Here is a 23,408-nt window from a genome sequence, read left to right as displayed (position 1 = left end):
CCCCCCAAAAAGAAACACCCGCACGGAGCCGCAACACCCCTCATCCCCCGCCTGCTGCATAGATCAGGAGACGCCATGAGTACCGTGGCCGCTCAACCCGTCCCCAACACGGTCGACCCCAGAACCGCCCGCAAGGTCACCCTCGCGGGCTGCGTAGGAATCTTCGCCGAGCTCTACGACAACGGCATCTTCGGCTTCATGGCCGGATCGCTCGCCGCCGTCTTCTTCCCCGGCTCCGACAACGCCGTCCAGCTCGTCTTCCTCGGCTACGCCGTCTCCTTCTTCTTTCGCCCGCTCGGCGCGGTCATCTGCGGCCACCTCGGCGACCGCATCGGCCGCCAGCGCATGCTGGTCTTCGTCATCCTCCTCATCAGCGCCGCGACCGCGGCCATCGGCGTGCTCCCCAGCTACGCCAGCATCGGCGTAGCCGCCCCCGCCCTGCTGATCCTGCTCCGCGTGGCGCAGGGCTTCTCCGTCGGCGGCGAGGCCTCCGGCGCGATGAGCTTCCTCGCCGAGCACGCCCCCGAGGGCAAGCGCGGGCTCTACACCAGCTACGCGCAGATCGCCTCGTTCCTGGCCCTGCTCACCGGCACCCTCGTCGCCGCCGCGATGACCAGCGGACTCGGCAACGACCGTATGGAGTCCTGGGGTTGGCGCATCCCGTTCCTGCTCGCCGTGCCGCTCGGGATCGCCGGCATCTACATCCGCAAGCGCATCAGCGACACCCCGAACTTCACCCGCCTGAAAGAAGAGGACGGCCTCTCCAAGAACCCGCTCAAAGAGGCGTTCGCGTCCGCCGAGCACCGCCGCGCGATGCTGCTCGCCCTGTTCATCCCCCTGATGAACGGCTCCGGTTACTACGTCCTGTTCAGCTACATGCCCACCTTCATGAGCAGCGAGCTGGACTTCACCAAGGTGCAGGGCCTCCTCGTCACCGCCTCCAGCCTGGTCGCGATCTGTATCGCCATCCCCTACATGGGCCGCCTCTCCGACCGCGTCGGCCGCAAGAAGGTCCTCGCCGGAGCCGCCGTCGGGATGGCGATCGTCGGCATCCCCTGTTACCTGCTGATCGGCACCGGCAACGTGGCCCTCGCGGTGATCGGCGCCTGTGTCATGGCAGTTGTGTTCGCCGGCCACACGGGCGTCATCCACATCCTCCTGGTCGAACTCTTCCCGACCCGTGTGCGCTACTCCGCCTACGGCCTCGGCTACAACGTCTCCTCCGCCCTCTTCGGCGGCACCGCCCCCCTCCTGATGACGTACCTCATCGACCGCACGGGCAACGTCAACATGCCGGCCTTCTACGCCGTGATCACGGCCCTGGGCACCCTCCTCGCGGTGTCCAAGGTGAAGGACCGCGCGCACCTGCCCCTGCGCGACGCCTGACAGCCCCAACCCCACGAACTCCCGGCACCCGCACGCCCGTTGCACCCCCCACCCCGCACAGCAAGGAGCACCTCAGCATGCCCATCTCCGACTACAGGACGGCCCTCGTCACCGGAGCGTCGACCGGCATCGGAGCCGTGGTCGTCGAACGGCTCGCCAAGCGCGGCCTCGAAGTACACGCCGTGGCCCGCAACGCCGACCGGCTCAACACCCTTGCCGACGAGACCGGTTGCGTCCCCCACGCCGTCGACATCACCGACACCGAGGCGCTCACCGCCGTCCTCGACGGCCTTCAGATCGACGTCCTCGTCAACAACGCGGGCGTCTCCCGCACCGGCAACATCCTCACCGCCGACGAGTTCGCCGTCGACGAGCAGATCGCCGTCAACATCCAGGCCGTCCTGCACCTGGTCCGCCTGCTGATGCCCGGCATGGTCGAGCGCGACCTCGGCCACATCGTCAACATCAGCTCCATCGCCGGGGTCTACAACTTCGGCGGCAACACGATCTACCACGCCACCAAGGCCGCCGTGCACACCCTCTCCCGCCAGCTCCGCGTCGACGGCTACGGCCGCCGCGTCCGCGTCAGCGAGATCTGCCCCGGCCGGGTGGAGACGGAGATCTTCGGTCGCCTCCTCGGCGACATGGAGGCCGCCCAGCGCGAGTTCTACGACGGCTACGAGTCCCTGAAGCCCGAGGACATCGCCGACGCCATCGAGTTCGCCGTCGACGCGCCCCGGCACGTCAACATCGGCCACATCGAGATCCTGCCCACCTTCCAGGTGCCCGGCGGCCTCAACTTCGAGCGCAGGGAGGGCTGATCACATGAAGACGGCAGAACGACTCGGCCGCATCAAGCCCTCGCCCAGCACGGCGGCGGCCCAGCGCGTCCGCGAACTGAAGGCCCAAGGCCTCACCATCCTCGACCTCACCGTGGGCGAGCCCGACTTCGACACCCCCGACCACGTCAAGGCCGCCGCGATCCGCGCCATCGAGGCGGGCGAGACCAAGTACACGCCGGTGAACGGCACTTCGGCCCTGCGCACCGCGATCGCGGGAAAGCTGCGCGAGCGTCACGGACTCGACGTCCCCGACTCCCGCATCACCGTCGGCGGCGGCGCGAAGCAGGTCATCTTCCTCGCCCTGATGGCGACTCTGGACGAGGGCGACGAAGTGATCGTCCCCGCCCCGTACTGGGTGTCGTACCCGGACATGGTCCGCGCCAACGACGGCACCCCGGTCATCGTCGACTGCCCGGAGTCGGACGGCTTCAAGCTCACGCCCGAGCGGCTCACGGCGGCGATCACCGAACGCACCCGCTGGCTCGTCCTCAACACCCCGGGAAACCCCACCGGATCCGCCTACACCACCGCCGAACTCCGCGCCCTCGCCCAGGTGTTGCTGGCCCACCCGCACGTCGGCGTCCTCACCGACGAGATCTACGACGAGATCTGGTACGGCGACCAGGGCGCCCCGTCGCTCGCGGCCGTCGAACCGGGCCTGGCCGACCGGGTGTTCCTCACCAACGGTGTCTCCAAGACGTACGCGATGACGGGCTGGCGCATCGGCTACGGCATCGGCCCGGCGGACTTGATCACCGCGATCAACACCCTCCAGTCCCAGACCTCTTCGTGCCCCTCCTCGGTGAGCCAGGCCGCCGCTGCCGCCGCGCTCACCGGACCGCGGGACTTCGTCCAGGACACCGTGCGCGTCTACCGCGCCCGCCGCGACGAGACCGTGAAGCTCGTCAACGACATACCGCGGCTCAGCTGCACGGTCCCGGACGGCGGCTTCTACGTCCTCGTCAACTGCCGAGCGGCGATCGGGCAGTTCACCCCCTCCGGCACCCGGATCGAGAACGACCAGGACTTCGCCCTGCACCTCCTCGACAGCCAACAGGTGGCGGTGATCCACGGAGCCGCGTACGGCGCGCTCGGCTACTTCCGTATCTCCTTCGCCACTTCGACGGACGTCCTCACCGAGGCCTGCGAGCGCATCGCGACGGCCTGCGCCGCACTGACCGACGCCCCCTCCGCCTGAAAGCCCGCCCGAAAGGTCGTCATGATCCGCGTCAGCACGAAGTTCGACCGGCCGGAGCCCGATCTGGTCAAGCAGCTCAGCGCCTTCTCCTCGGCCACCGTCCACGAGGCACAGGGCCGCCTCGGCGCACTGGACTCGGCCATCAAGCCGGTCGACCGCACGATGTCGCTCTGCGGCCCCGCCTTCACGGTCCAGTGCGCCCCGCGCGACAACCTCATGCTCCAGACCGCCATCGCCTACGCCCGCCCCGGCGACGTCGTGGTCGTCTCCGCCGGCGACTACGAGGAGGCGGGCTCCTTCGGCGACGTCCTCGCCAACGCCTGCCAGTCCAAGGGCCTCGCCGGTCTGATCACCGACACCGGCGTCCGTGACACCGAGGACCTGCGTGCGCTCGGCTTCCCGGTCTTCTCCCGCAGCGTCTCCATCAAGGGCACGGTCAAGGAGACCGTCGGCCCGATGTGCGAGCCGGTCACCGTCGGCGGTGTCCTCGTCCGCCCCGGCGACATCATGCGCGCCGACGCGGACGGCGTGGTCGTCGTCCGCCGCGAGGACGCGGCCGAGGCGGTCGCCGCCTCGCGGGAACGGGTCGACGCCGAGGCGGGTTTCATCGCCGCGTACCGGGCGGGCAGGACGGTGATCGAGATGTGCGGCCTCGCCCCGGTATTGGCGGCGAAGGGCCTTGTGATCGAGGAGTAGGACCGGCTGAGTACCGCGCCTGTACATTCCGTACCCACGGCTGAGACCCAGGTTCGGATGCCAGGATGAGGCGCCATGACGGCAGGGTGGGGTGCGCGCACGGTACGGTCCGCGGTGTTCGCGGCCGTCTGTGTGGTGCTCGCCGCCCTGGGACACGTCCTGATGTCCGGCCGCCATGTCCCCGCATGGGCGCTGGCCGCCGGACTGGCCGTGACCGCGGGCGCCGCCTGGTCCCTGGCGGGCCGTGAACGCGGCCTCCCACTGATCGTGACCCTCGTGGTCGCCACCCAGGCCGCGCTCCACTCGGCGTTCTCCCTGGCACAGCCCGCGACACAGCGGACGGCCATGGACATGGGGTCCACAGACATGGGCTCCATGCATATGAGTGCAGCCGACTCCATGGATATGGGCCATATGTCGGCGACCTCCACCACCAGCGCCACCTCCTCGCCCGGCATGCTCACCGCCCACCTTCTCGCCGCCCTGCTCTGCGGCCTGTGGCTGGCGTACGGCGAACGCGCCGCGTTCCGCCTGCTGCGAGCCGCAGCCACCCGCCTCGCGGCTCCGCTACGACTGCTGCTGGCGCTGCCCGTCCCGCCGCACCGCCCGCGGCTGCGTCCGCGCCGCCCCCGTTCCGACCGGGCGCCGCGGCTTCTCCTTCTCGGCCACGCGATCACCTCTCGGGGCCCGCCCCTGGGGACGGCTGTCGTCTGACGACAGCTGGCACCCCGAGGCCGCTCCCGCGCGCCTCGGGCCCCGGCCGTACCCCCGCGCCCTTTCCCGGCGCCGCGGGACGGCCGGTTCCCCTTTCGCGGATGATCGAGAAGGACTCCAGGTGATCACTCCTGCCCTGCCCGCCGCGCCCGATTCGATGGAGTCGAGCGACGAGTCGGTGACCAACTGGGCGCTCGCCGCCCGGCACGGCGATCCCGTCGCCGTCGAACATCTCGTGCGCGCCCTGCACCGCGACGTCCTGCGCTATGTCGCCCATCTGGGTGCCGATCCGCAGGCGGTGGACGACCTCGCGCAGGACACGTTCCTGCGGGCGCTCGGCAGCCTGCGCCACTTCGAGGGCCGGTCCTCGGCCCGCACCTGGCTGCTGGCGATAGCGCGCCGCGCGGTGATCGACAGCTACCGCCGCGCCGCCACCCGCCCCCGCCTGTCCGACGTACAGGACTGGCAACTGGCCGTCGAACTCGCCCAGCCCCAGGGCCTGCCCGGCTTCGACGACGGGGTGGCGCTGCTCGATCTGCTGGACCTGCTGCCGGACGACCGCCGTGAGGCGTTCCTCCTCACCCAACTCCTCGGTCTGCCCTACGCGGAGGCGGCGGAAATCAGCAACTGCCCTGTGGGTACGGTCCGTTCGCGGGTCGCCCGGGCGCGGGCCACCCTCCTTGACCTGCTGACCGACGAGGGCGCCTCATGCCGAAGCCGATGAGCCCTGCGGGTCGGCGGCCAGATCCGGCAACAGGGCGCACATCGCCTCGCGTTGGGCCGGTCCGACGAACTGGGTGAGGGCCCGCTTGACCGTCTCGGAGAGGGTCTCCGACGCCTCCGTCAGCAGGCGTCGGGCCTTCTCCGTGAGGGCGACCTCGACCCCGCGCTTGTCCCCGCAGACCGACTTGCGGGTGACCAGGCCCGCGTGCTGGAGACAGGCGATCTGATACGTCAGCCGTGTCTTCGGGCGGCCGAGCAGCTCGGCGATCCGGGTCATGCGCAGCCCCTCGGGCTGCTCGGCCAGGAGGCACAGCACCAGGAACTCGTCGTGCGAGACGTCGAGGTTCCCCTTCACGACCGAGCGCAGCTCCTGCTCCACCGCGCCGGTTGCCGCCAGCAGCAGCATCCAGGCCCGCAGCTCGGGCGGGAGCAGCCCGCCGCCCTGCGAGGAGGGGCATCCGGGCTGGTCGGCAGGGTGCTCAACAGGGTCGGCCATGGTTCCGAGTCTACCTGTTATCCAAATTTGGAGGAGATGGTTGTCCACTTTTGGATAATGGGCTAGCGTGAGGCTCATTCAAATTTGGACTACTGGAACCAGTGGGAGAGATCATGACCGTCGCCGTCGAAACCGGGGTGTGGCAGCTCGACCAGGCCGCCTCCACCGTGGGCATCAGCCACAAGACGATGTGGGGCCTGGTCAATGTGAAGGGCACCTTCGGCACCGTCACCGGTCAGGGCGAGGTCCGGCCCGACGGGTCCGCGATCGGCACGCTGACCCTGGCCGCCGCCTCCCTGGACACCAAGAACGCCAAGCGCGACAAGCACCTGCGCTCCGCCGACCTGTTCGACGTCGAGAAGTTCCCGGAGATCACCTTCGCGGTGCGCAGCGCGGAACTGACCGGCGACACCGTGCACGTCGTAGGTCAGCTGACCGTCCACGGCATCAGCCGCCCGCAGTCCTTCACCGCCCGGCTCAAGGACGCGAGCGCCGAGGCGCTCACCCTGGACGCCGAATTCACCGTGGACCGCGACCAGTTCGGCCTGGGCTGGAACCAGATGGGCATGCTGCGCGGCCTGACCACGGTGACGACCACGCTGCGTTTCCTGCGCACCGCCGCCTGACGGACCGTCAACCCGCGGGCTGCAACTGGACGTCCGAGCTGGACAGCGTCTGCGGGGTCGCGGTGAACGCGCGCACCCGGATCCGGACCGTCTTGTGGGGGAGGGTGAACTTCCCCCCGGGCGCCCGGAGTTCGATGCGCCGCGTGCTGTGCGCGGGCAGTGTCGTCGGTCCCTCCACCTGGGACCAGAACCTGCTCATGCCCTGACCCGTGGTGAGCATGTAGTGCGGCGAGAGGGCGCCGTCGGACGAGTTGGTGACCTGGATGCTGAGCCGGGTCACGACGGCGGGCCCCGCGCGCCGCACCCCGGTGAGCTTCATGCTCATCGGCGGCGCGCCCGTCGCCGCCACGGCGGCGCTCGCCAGCGCGGGCGTGAGCAGCAGCACGGCCGCCACGACCCTGACCCGGCGGCGGTGCGGGCCGGACAGCGCCCGGGGGCGCGGCTGCCACGCGTCGCGGAACTCGGAGAGCGGTGTGGTGACCGCCGCCGCCAGCCACAGCGGGGTCATCATCAGGTAGTAGCCGTCCTGCGAACGGGTCGCCAGATAGAAGGCGCACCAGGGCAGCACGGTCGCGGCCGGGCCGAGCCGCCGTACGAACAGCATGAACACGGCGAGCAGTCCCGCCGCCAGCAGCATGCTCGCGTGGGAGTACCAGTCGAGCCGGTCGCTGCCGTTCGTGAAGTACAGCGAGATGTCCACCAGGCCCTGGCCGTGCACCACCGCGCCCTGGGTCAGCGGCAGCGCGATGCCCGCGATCCAGGTGCCCGGCTCGTGCGCGATGAAGTACGTGTTGATCAGCAGCCATACGGTGAGCGCGACGGCGATGATCCGCAGCAGCACCGACGTCGCCTGCCTGGCGCCCAGTTCGCCGCGCCGCACGGCGTAGATCCCGGCGAGCAGGAACGGCGTGAGGAACCAGGGGAGTTGCTGCGCCGCGCAGGCCGCTCCCAGACATGCGGCCTGGGCGATCCCGGCCGCGCCGAGCCGGCCGCCCCTGCCGATCCGGGGCCAGCGGATCACCACCGGGATCAGCAACGCCATGGCCAGGACGGCGGGATAGCCCTGCCGGCCGTAGGTCGGCAGCAGGCCGAGGCCCAGGCACGCGATGGTGGCCGCCGAGCGCCACTGGGTGGGCAGCAGCCGCCACATGAGGACCGCGCCCGCGATGAGCGCGGCGGTGGCGACGGCCGTCGCGGGGGCGCCGCCGTGTCCGATCCACAGCAGGGGCGCCGTCAACAGCGTTTCCAGCGGCGGATATCCGTACGTGTAGTCGTAGCCGCCGGTCACGGTCGGGGTCAGGGCGACCCCCTGGCCGGAGTGGAAGAGCCACGGCCAGGGCTGTCCGTAGATCGGGTGCCCGGCGACCAGTTCCTTGGCGGCCTGGGTGGTGAGGACCGCCTCGTCGCCGCCGTTGTGGAACACGGACCACGCGGACAGCGTCAGCAGCACCGCCGTCACCAGGACGACGAGATCCACCCGGGCCAGCGACCGCGACCGGCGCACCACCAGGGCCAGCACCCCGCACACCAGGATCGAGACGTAGCACAGCGAGACGACCGCCGCCACGACGAGCCGGTGGCTGGCGGCCTGCGTCCACACCGGGCGGACACCGATGAACAGACTGATGTCGGCGAGCAGGGTGAGGATGCGATGCCACTGCGCGGGAGGTTCCGGGGCGGACACCGCCGACTGTGTCCGCCGACCGGGTGTCACCTGAGGTGTTTCTGCCAAGTGCACGACATAGGAGGCTATTCGGCCCTGGTGAGCGGGGTGGCGTGCATCGTGAAGAGTCGGGTGTGAGGGCGGTAAGAAGTCCGGTTTTGTGGCGGGAAAGCAGCAAAAGCGAACGACATTGTTCAACTGACCGAAGCCATCAGTTCATTCAGTAAACATCGCGCACATACCGTTTCGCCGCCGCCAGTTGCTTCACGTACGAGGCCGCCTCGGCCTCGTCGAGACCGCCGTGCGCGACCGCGATGTCACGCAGCGCACGGTCCACGTCCTTCGCCATCCGCGAGGCGTCACCGCACACATAGAAGTGGGCGCCCTGCTGCAACCAGTGCCACAACTCCGGCCCGTGCTCACGCATCCGGTCCTGCACATACACCTTGGCCCGCTGGTCCCGCGAGAAGGCGGTGTCGAGCCGGGCGAGCGTGCCCTCGTCGAGCAACTCCGCGAGTTCCTCCTCGTAGTAGAAGTCCGTCGCGCGGTGCTGCTCGCCGAAGAACAGCCAGTTCGGCGCCGGGTGCCCGAGTGCGCGCCGCTCCTGGAGGAACCCGACGAACGGCGCGACACCGGTGCCGGGTCCGACCATCACCATCGGTGTCGCGGGATCGGCGGGCGGCCGGAAGTGCGGTGCGGGTTGCACGAACACGGGCACCTCCGTGCCTGCCTCGGCGTCGGCGTCGGCGAGGAACGGTGAGCAAACCCCGCCGCGCGGACGGCCGTTGAGATTGTCGTAACGCACCACCGACACCGTCAGCGAGACGCTGTGCGGGTCGACGAGCGGGCTGGACGAGATCGAGTACAGGCGCGGCTGAAGCTTCTTGAGGACTCCGGCCCAGTCCTCCGCGCCCGCCTTCACCGGGTACTCGGCGAGCACGTCCACCGCCTGCCGCCCCCAACTCCACTGCGCCAGCCGGTCCTTGTTGTCGGGCCGCAGCAGCCTGCGCAACTCCCGGTCGTCCCGGGCCCGTTCGGCCACGAAGCGCAGCAGGTCCGGGGTGATGCGGGTGATGTCCAGCTGCCGGTGCAGCGCTTCGGCGAAAGGGAGTTCTCCCATGCCTTCCAGTTCTACGACCGCCTCGGCATCGGTGCCGGTGGCGGCGAGCCACTCGTCCACCAGGGAGGGGGAGTTGACCGGCCGCACGCCGAGGGCGTCACCGGTCTCGTACGTCAGGTCGGTGCCGCTGGTGTCGAAGGTGAACCGGCGGACCTCCTTGCCCGCGCCGGGTCGGCTGAGCAGCCGGTTGCCGACGAGTCGGGCGAGCACGGGGGCGGGCTTGGGGGCGCGGGCGGGTGGTTTCGCGACGGTCGTCTCGCTGCCGAGCGCCGTGATCACCTGGCCCAGCCACGCGTCCGCCGACGGCTCGAAGTCCGGCTCGCAGTCCGTGCGCGGGGTCAGCCGCACCCCGCCCAACTCGTCGAGCCGCGCGTCCAGTCGGCGCCCGTGCCCGCAGAAGTCGTCGTACGACGAGTCGCCCAGGGCCAGCACCGCGAACCGCACTCCGTCCAGCCGGGGCGCCTGCTCGCCGGAGAGCGTGTCCCAGAAGCCGGAGCCGTTGTCGGGGGCGTCGCCGTCGCCGAACGTGCTGGTGATGAAGAGGAGATCGGCGTCGGCCGGAAGCGTGCCGACGTCCGCCTGATCCATGCCGAGCAGGCTCGCCCGGTGTCCGGCCGAGCCGAGACGCTCGGCGGTGGCCGCCGCCAACTCCTCGGCGTTGCCGGTCTGCGAGGCCCACAGGACGACGATCTGCCGCCCCGCTTGCGGCTGTTGTGCGGGCGCGGCTGCCGACCTCGAATACATCCCGGCGAGAACACCGTTGACCCACAGGGCGTGTTCGGTGCTGAACGGCGCGTCCGGCGGGAGTGTCGGCACACCCGGGGCGCCGGACTCGATGCCCGCGAGGAAGCCCGTGAGATAGACGCGTTCCTGCGCGGTGAGCACGGGCGGCGGGGCGGGGTCGAGCCCGAAGGGATTCGCGCCCGGGGTCACGGAGGTCGGCTCAAGTGCCTTTGGCCGATCGTCCGTCGGCGCGCTCGCCACCTTCGCCAGCGACACCGCGCACACCTTGAACTCCGGCTGGAACGACACCGGATCGACCGCGTCGCTCGTCACCGCGTTGACGCTCAGGTACTCGCCGAAGAGGTCGTTCCAGTGGAACGGCGCGAAACAGTTCCCGGGCCGTACCCGGTCGGTCACCACGGCAGGCAGGACCGCCCGTCCCCGCCGCGATGCGACCTCCACCGAGTCGCCCTCCGCGATCCCCAACTCCCGCGCGTCCTGCGGATGCAGCTCGACGAAGGGCCCGGGGTTCAGCTTGTTGAGCTTGGCGACCTTCCCCGTCTTCGTGAGCGTGTGCCACTGGTGCTGAAGGCGTCCCGTGTTGAACACGAACGGGTAGTCGTCGTCGGGCAGTTCGGCGGCCGGCGTGTGCGGCCGGGCGTGAAACACCGCCCGCCCACTGGGAGTTGGGAACCGCAGCTCACCGCCGCCCACATACCGGATGGGGTTGCGGTCCGGCCCGCCCTCCGCCGCCGGCCACTGCACCGGCGTGGTCCGCAGCCGCTCGTAGGTCACCCCGCGCAGGTCCCACCCGGTCACCGGGTTGAAGAACCGCCGGATCTCGTCGAAGACTTCCTCCGCGCTGTCGTAGGAGAAGCCCTTCTCGTAGCCCATCGCGCGCGCCACGGCGGCGATGAGCCGCCAGTCGGACATCGCCTCGCCGGGCGGGTCGACGACCGGGCGGGCGAGGGTGAGGGTGCGTTCGCTGTTGACGAGGACGCCCTCCGACTCGGTCCACAGGGTGCCCGGGAGGACGACGTCGGCGTACGCGTTGGTCTCGGTGTCGGTGAAGACGTCCTGGGTGACGACGAACTCGGCTGCCTCCAGGCCCTCGATGACGGTCCGTCGGTTGGCGACGGAGGCGACCGGGTTGGTGCAGATGATCCAGCAGGCCTTGATGTCGCCGTCGGCCATCTTCCGGAACATCTCGACGGTGCCCCGGCCGACGCCGTCCGCGCGGAGGGTGCCCGGCGGCAGGCCCCACACCTCCTCGGTGAACTCCCGTTCCGTGTCGACCAGTACGGACCGCTGACCCGGCAACCCCGGTCCCATGTAGCCCATTTCACGGCCGCCCATCGCGTTCGGCTGGCCGGTGAGGGAGAAAGGCCCGCTGCCGGGGCGGCAGATGGCGCCGGTCGCTAGATGCAGGTTGACCAGGGCGTTGGTGTTCCAGGTGCCGTGCGTGGACTGGTTGAGCCCCATCGTCCAGCAGCTCATCCACTCGCCCGCCTCGCCGATCAGCCGGGCCGCCGTACGGATGTCGTCCTCGGCGAGACCGGTGAGGGCGGCGACCGCGTCCGGCGCGTAGTCCGCGAGGAACTCGGGCAGCGCCTCCCAGCCCTCGGTGTGCGCGGCGATGAACTCCGGGTCGGTGTGCCCGTTCTCGTGCAGCAGCCGCAACAGGCCGTTGAGCAGGGCGAGATCGGTGCCCGGCGCGATCTGGAGGAACAGGTCCGCCTTCGCCGCCGTGGCGGTGCGGCGCGGGTCGACGACGATCAACTTGGCGCCCGCCTTGACCCGTTCCATCATCCGAAGGAAGAGGATCGGATGGCAGTCGGCCATGTTCGAGCCGATGACCAGGAACGCGTCCGCCCGCTCGAAGTCCTCGTACGAGCCCGGCGGACCGTCCGCGCCCAGCGACGACTTGTATCCGGCGCCCGCACTCGCCATGCACAGCCGGGAGTTGGACTCGATCTGGTTCGTCCGCACGAACCCCTTGGCCAGCTTGTTCGCCAAGTACTGGGCCTCCAGGCTCATTTGCCCGGAGACGTAGAAGGCGACCGCGTCCGGCCCGTGCTCGTCGACGATCCTCCGCAGCCTGCGGGCGGTCTCGGCGACGGCGTCCGCGACGGGCGCGGGCGTCGGCTCCGCGCCCCGGTCGTCCCGGACCAGCGCGCCGGTCAGCCGACCCGGCGCGGCGAGCATCTCGGCCGTGGTCGCGCCCTTGGTGCAGAGCCGCCCCGCGTTCGCCGGGTGCGCCTTGTCGCCGGACGCCTTGAGGACCGTACGCCTGCCGTCGGGACCCGCCCCGACGTCGAGCAGCATGCCGCAGCCCACACCGCAGTACGAGCAGACCGTTCGTACCTGCTGTGTCCGGAGGCTCGTCGTCATGCCGTAGACCGTACGAATTGCCCGTTACGCCGATGTCACGCGGCTCGATCATGAGGGGTTACGCGCGCTGCACAACCGGCCGGGGGCCGGTGTGAGATGCGGCCGATCTTGTCGCGGAGTGTGTCGCTGTTGGGCCGAACGGGTGACAGTGCGCAACAATTGCCGGATGCAGACTGCCAGCGCGACCCAGGACGGAGCATGCCGGTGAACAGCCACGATGTCACCGACGAACAGTGGGAGGGGCTCGCGCAGGTAGTGCCGCTGCGAGGCCGGGACGCCTGGCCGTCCGCCGTGAGCCACCGGGCCGTGCCCGAGGCCGAGACCGAGCCGCGCCGCCGCTTCGTCGTCCTCCGGGTGAACGTGTTCGGGGACGCCCGCGAGGTCGCGGAGACCCTGATGGCGGGCATACCGGTGCTCCTCGACCTGACCGGCGCGGAGACGGACGTCGCCAAGCGGGTGCTCGACTTCAGCACGGGTGTCGTCTTCGGCCTGTCGAGCGGGATGACCCGCGTCGACCGGAACGTGTTCCTGCTCACACCTCCGGGGACCGAAGTGCGGGGGCTGATGGAGGGGGCGGGGGTTCCGGGCGTGTGAGCCGCGCGAGGGCGGTGGGGGCGGTCCCTCGATCGTAGGAAGGTCCCCGCGAGGGAACGGTTCGCCTCACGGCGGAGGCCTACGGTCCGGATATGGCCGTGTCCCCGCAGTCCCCCCAGTCTCCGCAGTCCGCTCCGCCGTATGAGCCCCGCGTGCCGCCGCAGGCCGCGGCACCCCGGCCGGCGCCTTCCGTATCCCCGGAGTCCTCCCCCGACCGGCCACACCTCACCGAGCTGCGCCTGTCGGCGTTCGCCACACACCGAGGCGCCGGGTTCCCGCTCGGGCCGCTCACCCTCTTCGCCGGGCCCAGCGGCTGCGGCAAGACCAGCGCGCTGCGCGCCTACGAGGCACTCGCGCGGCTCGGCGGCGGGAGCGAGGTGGGGGAGGTGTTCCCGGACCCGGTCGCCTGCGTCCCGGACCGGGCCCGGCCCGACGCCCAGCGTCGGCGCGGCTTCCGCATCGGCTGTACGGCGGACGGGCCCGAGGGTCCGGTACGGCTCGACGTCGCCGTCCAGGCCGAGCCCGAACTGCGCATCGTGGGCGAGCGGTTGACGTCCGGCGGCCTGGTCCTCCTGGAGACCGCCCTGCGCGATCCCACCCGCCGCTCGGTACAGGCCGCCTGGCACACGGCTGGTTCGTCACCGGTCACCCGCGCCCCGCTGCCCGACGACCGGCTCGGCACCGCCCTGCTGCCGTTGCGGGTCGCGGGCAAGACGGACGGACAGCGTCAAGTCCTCGCCGCCGCCGAGCAGATGGTGGTCGCCCTGCGTTCCGTCTTCGCCTGCGACCCGGCGCCCGGGCGGATGCGCGCACCCGTGCCGCTCGGCGACGGGCGGCTGCTGCGGGACTGCGCCAACCTCGCCGACGTGCTGTGGCGCACCCGGAGCGAGTGCGGGCGGCGCCACGCCCAACTCGTCGCGGCCGTCCGCACCGGCTGCGCCGGAACCGTCGCGGACGTGCTCGCGGAACCGCTGGGCGACGGCCTGGTCAGGGCCGTGCTCGACCGGGGCGACCGCGGGCGCACCGGCTTCGGACGGCTCGGCGACGGTGAACTCCGTTACGCCGCCCTCGCGTTGGTGCTCCTCACCGGCCCCGGTGTCCTGGAGGTGGACCCGCCGGGAGAGGTCCCGGCCGCGATGCAGACCCTCACCGTCCTCGCCGACGGCCTCGACCGCGCACTGGACCTACGGCAACGCGCCGAACTGCTGCGGCTCGCCGCCCGGATGTGCGAGCGCGGACACATCCGGCTGGTCGGCGCGGTGAGCGACGCGTCCTGGGCCGACCGGATCGAGGGGGTCACGGTGGTACACCTGGAGCCGTGACAGAACATCTCGACGTGGCGAAACTACAGCGCAGACTGGCCGAGTTCGCCGCCGCCAGGAACTGGCAGCCCTACCACACCCCCAAGAACCTCGCCTCCGCGCTCAGCGTGGAGGCCTCCGAACTGGTCGAGATCTTCCAGTGGTTGACCCCCGAGGAGTCCGCCCGGGTCATGGACGACCCGGACAGCGCGCACCGGGTGCGGGACGAAGTCGCCGACGTGCTCGCCTACTTGCTGCAACTGTGCGAGGTACTCGGCATCGACCCGCTCGCCGCGCTGGAGGCGAAGATCGACCGGAACGAGGACAGGTTCCCCCGGCCGTGACGGCCGTAATGGACAAGTTGGGGGAGCCGACGCGTCCATTTTCACTCTCCGGAGTCATTCATCTGTCCGCAACCGATTTGTTGTCCACAGATTTCCGCCTTCCTCTGGCTTTTCGCCTCAGGGACTCTCACTCTGGGTAGTGGACAAGGGAGTTCGGGTGGACGTGCGACCGGCACGTCGGGATATGACGGGGGCAGTGCATGGACGCGATGCGGCTCATCGTGACGAGCAGGCGCGCCCTGGCCGGAAGCGGGGACGTGCCGGGGACCATGACGGAGGTGTGGCAGGCGCAGGCCCTCGCCCAGGCGATCGGCAGCCGCCTCGCGGTCTTCGGTCCGCCCGAACTGCGCGGCGAGGCACTGGGGTTGACGGAACTGGCGGGCCGGGGCTGCGGCGTCCTCGACACCCCGGTGCTCGCCGTCGAGGACCTGCGGGCGGCGCAGCTCACGGAGTTGGGCGACGCGCGCCTCGCGCTCCTGTGCCTCGGCGGCCTGCTCGGCGAGGTCGGTATCGCCCTGGTCGGCATCGCCTGCGCGGCGGACGACGAGGGCACGTACTGGCAGTGCATGGAGGCGATCGACGCGGCGGACGAGTCGCGGGACCGGGTCCTGGAGATGCTGCGAAGACTGGCGGACCGGGAGCGGGCGGAGATACCGGAGCGGGAGGCGGGGTGAGAGAGACGTCCGCCTCCGGCGCCGCAGAAGCGTCAGACGGTCGCGCCGCCCTCCTCGGCGGACACCGACCCCGTGCTTCCGGCGGACTGAAGGTCCGCGTCGAGGGCGGACAGGTCGGCGTTCAGTGACGCCATCAGCTCCTCCATCTGCTGCAACAACCCCTTCGGTTGCGCAGGCCCGCCCTGCTGCGGCACGGCTTCTTCGGACATGACGGCCTCCTCGGCCCGTGGCCTCCGAGAGCGGAGGCCGATGCGGGTGACGCCCCGACGTCGCCTCGCCGGTGCGGGAATCCGGGCGGTCCGGCTCCGCCCGAGCCAACGATCATCAACGGGGCCGGTCACTGGCACGGGCAGTCCCCGTGCGCACGGTTGACGCAATTTCACCCGACCGGGCAGGAGTGGGGCCGCAGGGACCGGTGGGGTTGACCGGCAGCCCGGCGTGCAGGATGGAGGCATGGATCTCCGCATCTTCACCGAGCCCCAGCAGGGGGCCACCTACGACACCTTGCTCGCCGTGGCCAAGGCCACCGAGGACCTCGGCTTCGACGCCTTTTTCCGGTCCGATCACTTCCTGAGCATGGGCTCCGGCGACGGCCTGCCCGGCCCCACCGACGCCTGGCTCACCCTGGCCGGCCTCGCCCGCGAGACCAAGCGGATACGCCTCGGCACCCTGATGACGGCCGGCACCTTCCGCCTCCCCGGCGTCCTCGCCATCCAGGTCGCACAGGTCGACCAGATGTCGGGCGGCCGGGTCGAACTCGGCCTGGGCGCGGGCTGGTTCGAGCAGGAGCACAAGGCGTACGGCATCCCCTTCCCCAAGGAGAAGTTCGCCCGCCTGGAGGAGCAACTGGCCATCGTCACCGGCCTGTGGGCGACCAAGCCCGGCGACACCTTCGACTTCCACGGCACGTACTACGACCTGACCGACTCGCCCGCGCTGCCCAAGCCCGCGCAGACCAGGATCCCCGTGCTGATCGGCGGCCACGGCGCGAGCCGTACCCCGAGGCTGACCGCGCGGTACGCCGACGAGTTCAACATGCCGTTCGCCTCGATCGAGGACAGCGAGCGGCAGTTCGGCCGGGTCCGCGCCGCCGCCGAGGCGGCCGGTCGCAAGGCCGACGACCTGATCTACTCCAACGCCCTCGTCGTCTGCGTCGGCAAGGACGACCAGGAGGTCGCCCGCCGCGCAGCCGTGATCGGCCGCGAGGTCGACGAACTCAAGGCCAACGGCCTGGCGGGCTCCCCGTCCGAGGTAGTCGACAGGATCGGCCGCTACGCCGAGACCGGCTCCCGGCGCATCTACCTCCAGGTCCTCGACCTCCACGACCTGGACCACCTGGAGCTGATCTCGTCCCAGGTGCAGTCGCAGCTGTCGTAGCACCGCGCGGGCGGGGGTGGGGGTGGGGGTGGGGGTGGGGTACCCCCTCCAAAAAAGTGTGTCACTTTCAGGGGAAAGTGACACACTTTTTCAGAACCCCTACCCCACCCCCGCCTCGGCGGGGGCCGTCGCCGACACCCCCGCACCGACGGTCGGCCGTCGGCCCGGGAGGAACGCGGCCAGCGCCAGGGCCGCCAGGGCCGCCGCCGAACCGATACCCATGATCACGCGGAAACCGTTGTGGGAGGGGACCGTCAGCGAGCCGAACGTCGTCGTCATGTGCGCCAGTACGACTCCGGCGACGGCGCTGGAGGCGGACGTACCGATGGACCGCATCAGGCTGTTGAGACTGTTCGCGGCGGCCGTCTCGGACAACGGCACGGCCCCCATGATCAGCGCGGGCATCGCGCCGTACGCGAAACCGACCCCGGCGGAGATGACGCAACACACCACGACGACCTGCCAGACCGCGGCCAGCATGACGACGCCGAGGCCGTAGCCGGCGGCCACGACGAACGCGCCCAGCATGAGGGTGACCTTGGGACCGGCCGCCGCCGAGATCCGGGCGGACAGCGGCGCCGTGGCCATCATCACCAGGCCCGAGGGGCCGAGCGTGAGGCCCGCCGCGAGCACGGTCTGGCCGAGGCCGTAGCCGGTGAGCGTGGGCAGTTGGAGCAGTTGCGGCACGGCCAGCGACATCGCGAACATGGCGAAGCCGAACACCACGGACGCGAGGTTGGTCAGCAGCACCTGACGCCGCGCGCTGGTCCGCAGATCGACCAGCGGCCGGTCGGTGCGCAGCTCCCACCAGCCCCACACCAGCAGCACGGCGAGGGCCACGGTGAGCAGACCCGTCGTCGTCCCGCTGCCCCAGCCCCAGTCCGCGCCCTTGGAGACGGCGAGCAGCAGACACACCAGACCGATCGACATCCCGACGCCGCCCACGACGTCGAACCGGCCTCCGCTGCGCACCGCCGACTCCGGTACGAGGGCCACGACGAGCGCGGTCACGACGGCACCGAGCACCGCCGCCGTCCAGAACAGCACATGCCAGTCCGTCTTTTCGGCGATGAACGCGGCTGTCGGCAGCCCCAGCGCACCGCCCACCCCGAGCGAGGCGCTCATCAGCGCGGTCGCCGATCCCAGCCGCTCCGGCGGGAGTTCGTCGCGCATGATGCTGATGCCGAGCGGGATCACCGCCATCGAGAAGCCCTGGAGCGCCCGCCCGACGATCATCGGCGCGAGCGAGTCGCTGAGCGCGCCGACCACCGAACCCACTATCAGCAGAACGAGGTTGAGCAGCAGCATCCGCCGCTTGCCGTACATGTCCCCGAGCCGCCCCACCACCGGGTTGGCGACGGCACCGGCGAGCAGGGTCGCGGTGATCGCCCAAGTGGCGTCGGACGGCGAGGAGTTCAGCAGCTTCGGCAGTTCGGGAACGATCGGGATGATCAGCGTCTGCATCAGCGAGACGGTGATCCCACCGAGGGCCAGGACCCAGACGACGGCGCCGGAGCGCGAGGACCCGGACCCCTCGACGGGCGGGGTGGGGACGGCGGACGCGGACATGGCGAAGCCTCCGGCTGATGCGTGCGACAGGGGGCCGAACGAAATGAGTCTGGCATGTTTTTCGTACGCCATACGCAAAATAAGGGGAGCCCGGCCCGGAAAGTGCCGGAGCGGTAGCCTTCCCCTGTCCGGGCACGGCTGTCGCGGACGGAGAGGTGCGGCGGATGACGCAGGTGGCGACGGGTTCCGGCCGCCGGGGCAGGGGGCGCCCGCCCCGGCTGTCACGGGAGCGGATCGTCGAGGGCGCGGTCGAGGTACTGCTCGCCGAACCGGCCGTGTCCCTCACCATCAAGCGGGTCGCCGACGTCGTCGGCGCCGCCCCCATGGCCCTCTACCGCTACTTCCCGGACCGCGACGCCCTCCTCCAGGCCGCCGCCGACCACGTCCTGGAGGCCATGCGGCGCGACCCCATCCCCGAGGGCCCCTGGCCCGACCGGCTCCGCGCCTGGATGCGCGCCGGGCGGGCCAACCTCCGCCCCTACCCCCAGCTCATGCCGTACATGACGACGACCCGGCACCCCGCCTGGACCCCCGGCCTGACCCGGCTGCGCGAGATCCTCCTCCCGGCCGGCCTCTCCGCCGAGGACCTGGCCCTCGCCGCCACCCTCATCTCCTCGACGCTGCTCGGCAACGCCGTCTACGAGGGCTACCGCAGACCCGACGACGAGATGACCGCCCTCCTCGACGACGCCCCCGCCCCCGACCCCGCGACGGACGCCCTGCGCCCCCTCCTCACCGGCCTCCCCGCCGCCCACGCCCGCCTCTTCGACACGATCCTCGACCAGACGGTCACGACGGTGGAACGGCTGGCCGGGAACCCCGCGCGATAACCGAAGGCGCAGCTCGCCCGCCCTGTGCGAAGGTGGGACGGTCGTCCTGCCGAGCCCCCGGTGTCACCGACCCCGGGGGCTTCCGCACGTACGGCACCGCACTCATCCACCCGTCGGAGAGGTCCTCCGCATGTTCCTGACGATCAGTACCACCGGCACCCCCGAACTCCCCGCCACCGACCTCGGGTTCCTGCTGCACAAGCATCCCGAGAAGGCGCAGGCGTTCTCCACGTCCTACGGCAAGGCACACGTCCTCTACCCAGAGGCGGATGCCGGGCGCTGCACGGCGGCGCTCTTGCTGGAGGTCGACGCGGTGGCGCTGGTCCGGCGCGGCAAGGGCAAGGGACGCGGCGGAGCGCCCGACGCGGCGCTCGCACAGTACGTCAACGACCGCCCGTACGCGGCCTCTTCACTCCTCGCCGTCGCACTCAGCGCGGTCTTCTCCAGCGCCATGCGCGGCGTGTGCGACGCCCGCCCCGAGCGCGCGGCCCGGCCACTGCCCCTGCGCGTCGAGGTACCCGCACTGCCCGCCAGAGGCGGAACCGACCTCGTACAGAAGCTCTTCGCACCCCTCGGCTGGACGGTCACCGCCCAACCGGTCGCACTGGACGCCGAGTTCCCCGACTGGGGCGACTCGCGGTACGTGAGCCTCGTACTGGAGTCGGAGACGCTGACCCTCGCCGAGGCGCTGCGCCACCTGTACGTCCTGCTACCGGTCCTCGACGACGCCAAGCACTACTGGGTGGCCCCCGACGAGGTCGACAAACTGCTGCGGGCCGGCGAGGGCTGGCTGCCCGCGCACCCGGAGCAGAAGCTCATCACCAGCCGCTATCTGTCCCGCCGTTGGTCGCTGACCCGGGAGGCGATGGAGCGACTGGAACTGGTACGGCTCGCCGAGGCCGACGACAGCGAAGTCGAGGAGATCGACAACGCCGTCGAGCCGGAGACGGAGACGGAGGAGAAGCCGACACCGCTCGCCGTGCGGCGCCGGGACGCGATCGTCGAGGCGCTCAAGGCGTCCGGCGCCGCCCGTGTGCTCGATCTCGGCTGCGGACAGGGCCAGTTGGTGCAGGCGCTCCTCAAGGACACCCGGTTCACGGAGATCGTCGGCGTCGACGTGTCGATGCGCGCGCTCACCATCGCCGCCCGCCGCCTCAAGCTCGACCGCATGGGGGAGCGGCAGTCCTCGCGCGTCCAGCTCTTCCAGAGCTCGCTCGCCTACACCGACAACCGCCTCAAGGGCTACGACGCCGCCGTGCTCAGCGAGGTCGTCGAGCACCTCGACCTGCCCCGGCTGCCGGCGCTGGAGTACGCGGTGTTCGGCGCCGCCCGCCCGAGGACGGTCCTCGTGACGACCCCGAACGTCGAGTACAACGTCCGCTGGGAGACCCTCCCCGCCGGACACGTCCGGCACAGCGACCACCGCTTCGAGTGGACGCGCGCGGAGTTCGCGGAGTGGACGGCGAAGGTCGCCGGGCGGCACGGCTACGAGGTCGAGTTCGTACCGGTCGGACCCGACGACCCCGAGGTGGGCCCGCCCACCCAGATGGCGATCTTCAAGCAACTGACCACGAAGGAGGCGAAGGCGGCATGACCGAGACACAGCACAAGGGGCGAGTCCTGCCCGTCACCGACCTCTCCCTCGTCGTCCTGATCGGCGCCTCCGGCTCCGGCAAGTCCACCTTCGCGCACCACCACTTCAAGCCGACCGAGATCATCTCCTCGGACTTCTGCCGGGGCCTTGTCTCCGACGACCAGAACGACCAGAGCGCCACCCCGGACGCCTTCGACGTCCTGCACTACATCGCGGGCAAGCGCCTCGCCGCCGGCCGCCGCACGGTCGTCGACGCGACCAGCGTGCAGCAGGACAGCCGACGCCAACTGATCGACCTGGCAAAGCAGTACGACGTCCTGCCCATCGCCATCGTGCTCGACGTACCGGAGGAGGTGTGCGCCGAGCGCAACGCCACGCGCTCCGACCGCGCCGACATGCCGCGCCGCGTCATCACCCGCCACACCCGCGAACTCCGGCGCTCCCTGCGGGGCTTGGAGCGCGAGGGCTTCCGCAAGGTGCACATCCTGCGCGGCGTCGAGGACATCGAGAACGCCACGATCGTCACCGAGAAGCGCTTCAACGACCTGACCCACCTCACCGGCCCCTTCGACATCATCGGCGACATCCACGGCTGCGCCGCCGAACTGGAGACCCTGCTCGGCAAGTTGGGCTACGACGACGGCGTCCACCCGGCGGGCCGCACGGCCGTCTTCGTCGGCGACCTCGTCGACCGCGGCCCCGACTCGCCCGGCGTGCTGCGCCGCGTGATGTCCATGGTCGGGTCGGGCGACGCGCTGTGCGTACCGGGCAACCACGAGAACAAGTACGGCCGTTACCTGAAGGGCCGCAAGGTCCAGCACACCCACGGCCTCGCCGAGACCATCGAGCAGATGGAGGAGGAGACCGAGGAATTCCGCGCCCGGGTGAGGGAGTTCATCGACGGACTCGTCAGCCACTACGTCCTCGACGGCGGCCGACTGGTCGTCTGCCACGCGGGCCTGCCCGAGAAGTACCACGGCCGCACCTCCGGCCGGGTCCGCTCACACGCGCTGTACGGCGACACGACCGGCGAGACCGACGAGTTCGGCCTGCCCGTGCGCTACCCGTGGGCCGAGGACTACCGGGGCCGCGCGGCGGTCGTCTACGGCCACACCCCGGTCCCGGAGGCCACCTGGCTCAACAACACCATCTGCCTGGACACGGGCGCGGTCTTCGGCGGAAAGCTGACCGCGCTGCGCTGGCCGGAGCGGGAGCTGGTCGACGTACCGGCCGAGCAGGTCTGGTACGAGCCGACCCGTCCGCTGCTCACCGAGGCACCCGGCGGCCACGACGGCCGCCCGCTCGACCTGGCGGACGTGCACGGCCGACGGGTGGTGGAGACCCGGCACGCGGGCCGGGTGTCGGTCCGTGAGGAGAACGCGGCGGCGGCCCTGGAGGTCATGAGCCGCTTCGCGGTCGACCCGCGCCTGCTGCCGTACCTCCCGCCGACGATGGCGCCGACGGCGACCTCGCGGGTGGACGGCTACCTGGAGCACCCGGCGGAGGCGTTCGCGCAGTACGCCGAGGACGGGGTCGCGCGGGTCGTGTGCGAGGAGAAGCACATGGGCTCGCGGGCGGTGGTGCTGGTGTGCCGGGACGCGGAGACGACGGCCAAGCGGTTCGGTGTCGAGGGTGGCCCGACGGGCTCGCTCTACACCCGCACCGGCCGTCCCTTCTTCGACGACCAGACGGTCACGGAGGAGATCCTCGGCCGCCTGCGCACGGCGCTGGACGCGGCAGACCTCTGGGCGGCTCTCGACACCGACTGGGTGTTGCTGGACGCGGAGTTGATGCCGTGGTCGCTGAAGGCGTCCGGGCTGCTGCGCGGTCAGTACGCGGCGGTCGGCGCGGCGGCCGGGGCGGTGTTCCCGGGCGCGCTGGCCGCGCTGGAAGGCGCTGCCGGACGGGGCGTGGACGTGACGGACCTCCTCTCCCGGCAGCGCGAACGGGCCGCCGACGCCTCGGCGTTCACGGACGCGTACCGCCGCTACTGCTGGCCGACGGACGGCCTCGACGGTGTCCGCCTGGCCCCGTTCCAGCTCCTCGCGGTCCAGGGCCGCAGCCTCGCCGCACTCCCGCACGACGAACAACTCGCCCTGCTGGACCGGCTGGTGGAGCACGACAGCACCGGCCTCCTCCAGACCACCCGCCGCCTGTACGTCGACACCGGCGACCCGGAGTCGATCCGGGCGGGCGTCGACTGGTGGCTGGAGATGACCGGCCGGGGCGGCGAGGGCATGGTCGTCAAGCCGGTGGGCGCGGTGGTGCGCGGCGAGACGGGCCGACTGGTCCAGCCGGGCATCAAGTGCCGTGGCCGCGAGTACCTGCGGATCATCTACGGCCCCGAGTACACGCGCCCCGACAACCTCACCCGCCTGCGCGGCCGTTTCCTGAACCACAAGCGCTCGCTCGCGCTGCGGGAGTACGCGCTGGGTCTGGAGGCCCTCGACAGGCTGGCCGAGGGGGAGCCACTGTGGCGAGTCCACGAGGCGGTGTTCGGGGTCCTGGCCCTGGAGTCGGAACCGGTGGACCCACGTCTGTGATGGT

20 protein-coding genes are annotated in these 23,408 nt (G+C 71.0%); 15 read left to right on the top strand and 5 right to left on the bottom strand.

Annotated elements, in window-relative coordinates; all coding sequences use genetic code 11:
- Positions 1-75 precede the first annotated feature (75 nt).
- The 6 genes from ACWIHT_RS11210 to ACWIHT_RS11185 all read left to right on the top strand — a co-directional run bounded on the left by ACWIHT_RS11210 (position 76) and on the right by ACWIHT_RS11185 (position 5,560).
- A complete protein-coding gene (locus ACWIHT_RS11210; protein ID WP_456166771.1) occupies positions 76-1,386 on the top strand; it encodes an MFS transporter in 1,311 nt (436 codons plus the stop codon).
- 77 nt (positions 1,387-1,463) lie between these two features.
- Positions 1,464-2,207, top strand: a complete 744-nt coding sequence (locus ACWIHT_RS11205; RefSeq protein ID WP_456166769.1) for an SDR family oxidoreductase — start codon at positions 1,464-1,466, stop codon at positions 2,205-2,207.
- Between the two features lie 4 nt (positions 2,208-2,211).
- Positions 2,212-3,426 (top strand): aspartate transaminase, encoded by a 1,215-nt coding sequence (locus ACWIHT_RS11200; RefSeq protein ID WP_456166767.1) that lies wholly within the window; start codon positions 2,212-2,214, stop codon positions 3,424-3,426.
- 21 nt (positions 3,427-3,447) lie between these two features.
- A complete protein-coding gene (locus ACWIHT_RS11195; protein WP_456166765.1) occupies positions 3,448-4,122 on the top strand; it encodes a 4-carboxy-4-hydroxy-2-oxoadipate aldolase/oxaloacetate decarboxylase in 675 nt (224 codons plus the stop codon).
- Positions 4,123-4,197: 75 nt separating this feature from the next.
- Positions 4,198-4,836, top strand: a complete 639-nt coding sequence (locus ACWIHT_RS11190; protein WP_456166763.1) for a hypothetical protein — start codon at positions 4,198-4,200, stop codon at positions 4,834-4,836.
- 121 nt (positions 4,837-4,957) lie between these two features.
- A complete protein-coding gene (locus ACWIHT_RS11185; protein WP_456166761.1) occupies positions 4,958-5,560 on the top strand; it encodes a sigma-70 family RNA polymerase sigma factor in 603 nt (200 codons plus the stop codon).
- Here ACWIHT_RS11185 and ACWIHT_RS11180 read toward each other — a convergent pair.
- Positions 5,543-6,055: a MarR family winged helix-turn-helix transcriptional regulator gene (locus ACWIHT_RS11180; protein WP_456166759.1), complete on the bottom strand. Its 513-nt coding sequence runs from the start codon at positions 6,053-6,055 to the stop codon at positions 5,543-5,545. The genes ACWIHT_RS11185 and ACWIHT_RS11180 overlap by 18 nt on opposite strands.
- 113 nt (positions 6,056-6,168) lie before the next feature.
- Between ACWIHT_RS11180 and ACWIHT_RS11175 the strand changes: the two genes are divergently transcribed.
- On the top strand, positions 6,169-6,681 hold the full coding sequence (locus ACWIHT_RS11175; protein WP_456166757.1) for a YceI family protein: 513 nt from the start codon (positions 6,169-6,171) through the stop codon (positions 6,679-6,681).
- Positions 6,682-6,688: 7 nt separating this feature from the next.
- Here the strand turns inward: ACWIHT_RS11175 and ACWIHT_RS11170 are convergent, their stop codons facing one another.
- The gene (locus tag ACWIHT_RS11170; RefSeq protein WP_456166755.1) at positions 6,689-8,365 is read right to left on the bottom strand and encodes a hypothetical protein; all 1,677 of its coding nucleotides are present in this window, start codon (positions 8,363-8,365) and stop codon (positions 6,689-6,691) included.
- Positions 8,366-8,564: 199 nt separating this feature from the next.
- The gene (locus ACWIHT_RS11165) at positions 8,565-12,578 is read right to left on the bottom strand and encodes a molybdopterin-dependent oxidoreductase (RefSeq protein ID WP_456166753.1); all 4,014 of its coding nucleotides are present in this window, start codon (positions 12,576-12,578) and stop codon (positions 8,565-8,567) included.
- Between the two features lie 198 nt (positions 12,579-12,776).
- Between ACWIHT_RS11165 and ACWIHT_RS11160 the strand changes: the two genes are divergently transcribed.
- The 4 genes from ACWIHT_RS11160 (at position 12,777) to ACWIHT_RS11145 (ending at position 15,491) form a co-directional block, all read left to right on the top strand.
- On the top strand, positions 12,777-13,172 hold the full coding sequence (locus ACWIHT_RS11160; RefSeq protein WP_456166751.1) for a cell division protein SepF: 396 nt from the start codon (positions 12,777-12,779) through the stop codon (positions 13,170-13,172).
- A 92-nt stretch (positions 13,173-13,264) separates the two neighbouring features.
- Positions 13,265-14,494, top strand: a complete 1,230-nt coding sequence (locus ACWIHT_RS11155; RefSeq protein ID WP_456166749.1) for an AAA family ATPase — start codon at positions 13,265-13,267, stop codon at positions 14,492-14,494.
- Positions 14,491-14,817 carry a nucleotide pyrophosphohydrolase gene (locus ACWIHT_RS11150; protein ID WP_359610118.1) on the top strand — a complete coding sequence of 109 codons (327 nt, stop codon included), beginning with the start codon at positions 14,491-14,493 and terminating at the stop codon, positions 14,815-14,817. The genes ACWIHT_RS11155 and ACWIHT_RS11150 overlap by 4 nt, the downstream gene beginning before the upstream one ends.
- A gap of 200 nt (positions 14,818-15,017) precedes the next feature.
- Positions 15,018-15,491, top strand: a complete 474-nt coding sequence (locus tag ACWIHT_RS11145; RefSeq protein ID WP_200713654.1) for a DUF6099 family protein — start codon at positions 15,018-15,020, stop codon at positions 15,489-15,491.
- A 32-nt stretch (positions 15,492-15,523) separates the two neighbouring features.
- Here the strand turns inward: ACWIHT_RS11145 and ACWIHT_RS11140 are convergent, their stop codons facing one another.
- A complete protein-coding gene (locus tag ACWIHT_RS11140; protein ID WP_200812174.1) occupies positions 15,524-15,700 on the bottom strand; it encodes a hypothetical protein in 177 nt (58 codons plus the stop codon).
- 244 nt (positions 15,701-15,944) lie between these two features.
- Here ACWIHT_RS11140 and ACWIHT_RS11135 point away from each other — a divergent pair, with 244 nt between their 5' ends.
- Positions 15,945-16,868, top strand: coding sequence for an LLM class F420-dependent oxidoreductase (locus ACWIHT_RS11135; RefSeq protein WP_456166746.1), 924 nt, complete (start codon positions 15,945-15,947; stop codon positions 16,866-16,868).
- Between the two features lie 99 nt (positions 16,869-16,967).
- On the opposite strand, the gene ACWIHT_RS11130 is transcribed toward ACWIHT_RS11135, so the two are convergent.
- Positions 16,968-18,437: an MFS transporter gene (locus tag ACWIHT_RS11130; protein ID WP_456166744.1), complete on the bottom strand. Its 1,470-nt coding sequence runs from the start codon at positions 18,435-18,437 to the stop codon at positions 16,968-16,970.
- A gap of 164 nt (positions 18,438-18,601) precedes the next feature.
- Here ACWIHT_RS11130 and ACWIHT_RS11125 point away from each other — a divergent pair, with 164 nt between their 5' ends.
- The 3 genes from ACWIHT_RS11125 to ACWIHT_RS11115 all read left to right on the top strand — a co-directional run bounded on the left by ACWIHT_RS11125 (position 18,602) and on the right by ACWIHT_RS11115 (position 23,404).
- Positions 18,602-19,267 carry a TetR/AcrR family transcriptional regulator gene (locus ACWIHT_RS11125; protein ID WP_456166742.1) on the top strand — a complete coding sequence of 222 codons (666 nt, stop codon included), beginning with the start codon at positions 18,602-18,604 and terminating at the stop codon, positions 19,265-19,267.
- 130 nt (positions 19,268-19,397) lie between these two features.
- On the top strand, positions 19,398-20,861 hold the full coding sequence (locus tag ACWIHT_RS11120; RefSeq protein WP_456166740.1) for a 3' terminal RNA ribose 2'-O-methyltransferase Hen1: 1,464 nt from the start codon (positions 19,398-19,400) through the stop codon (positions 20,859-20,861).
- Positions 20,858-23,404 carry a polynucleotide kinase-phosphatase gene (locus tag ACWIHT_RS11115; RefSeq protein WP_456166738.1) on the top strand — a complete coding sequence of 849 codons (2,547 nt, stop codon included), beginning with the start codon at positions 20,858-20,860 and terminating at the stop codon, positions 23,402-23,404. The genes ACWIHT_RS11120 and ACWIHT_RS11115 overlap by 4 nt, the downstream gene beginning before the upstream one ends.
- The last annotated feature ends 4 nt before the right edge of the window (positions 23,405-23,408 follow it).

The sequence above is a fragment of the Streptomyces sp. NPDC002276 genome (assembly GCF_053891435.1).
Note: the sequence above shows the minus strand (reverse complement) of the source record. Positions and strands in the feature narration are given on the sequence as shown.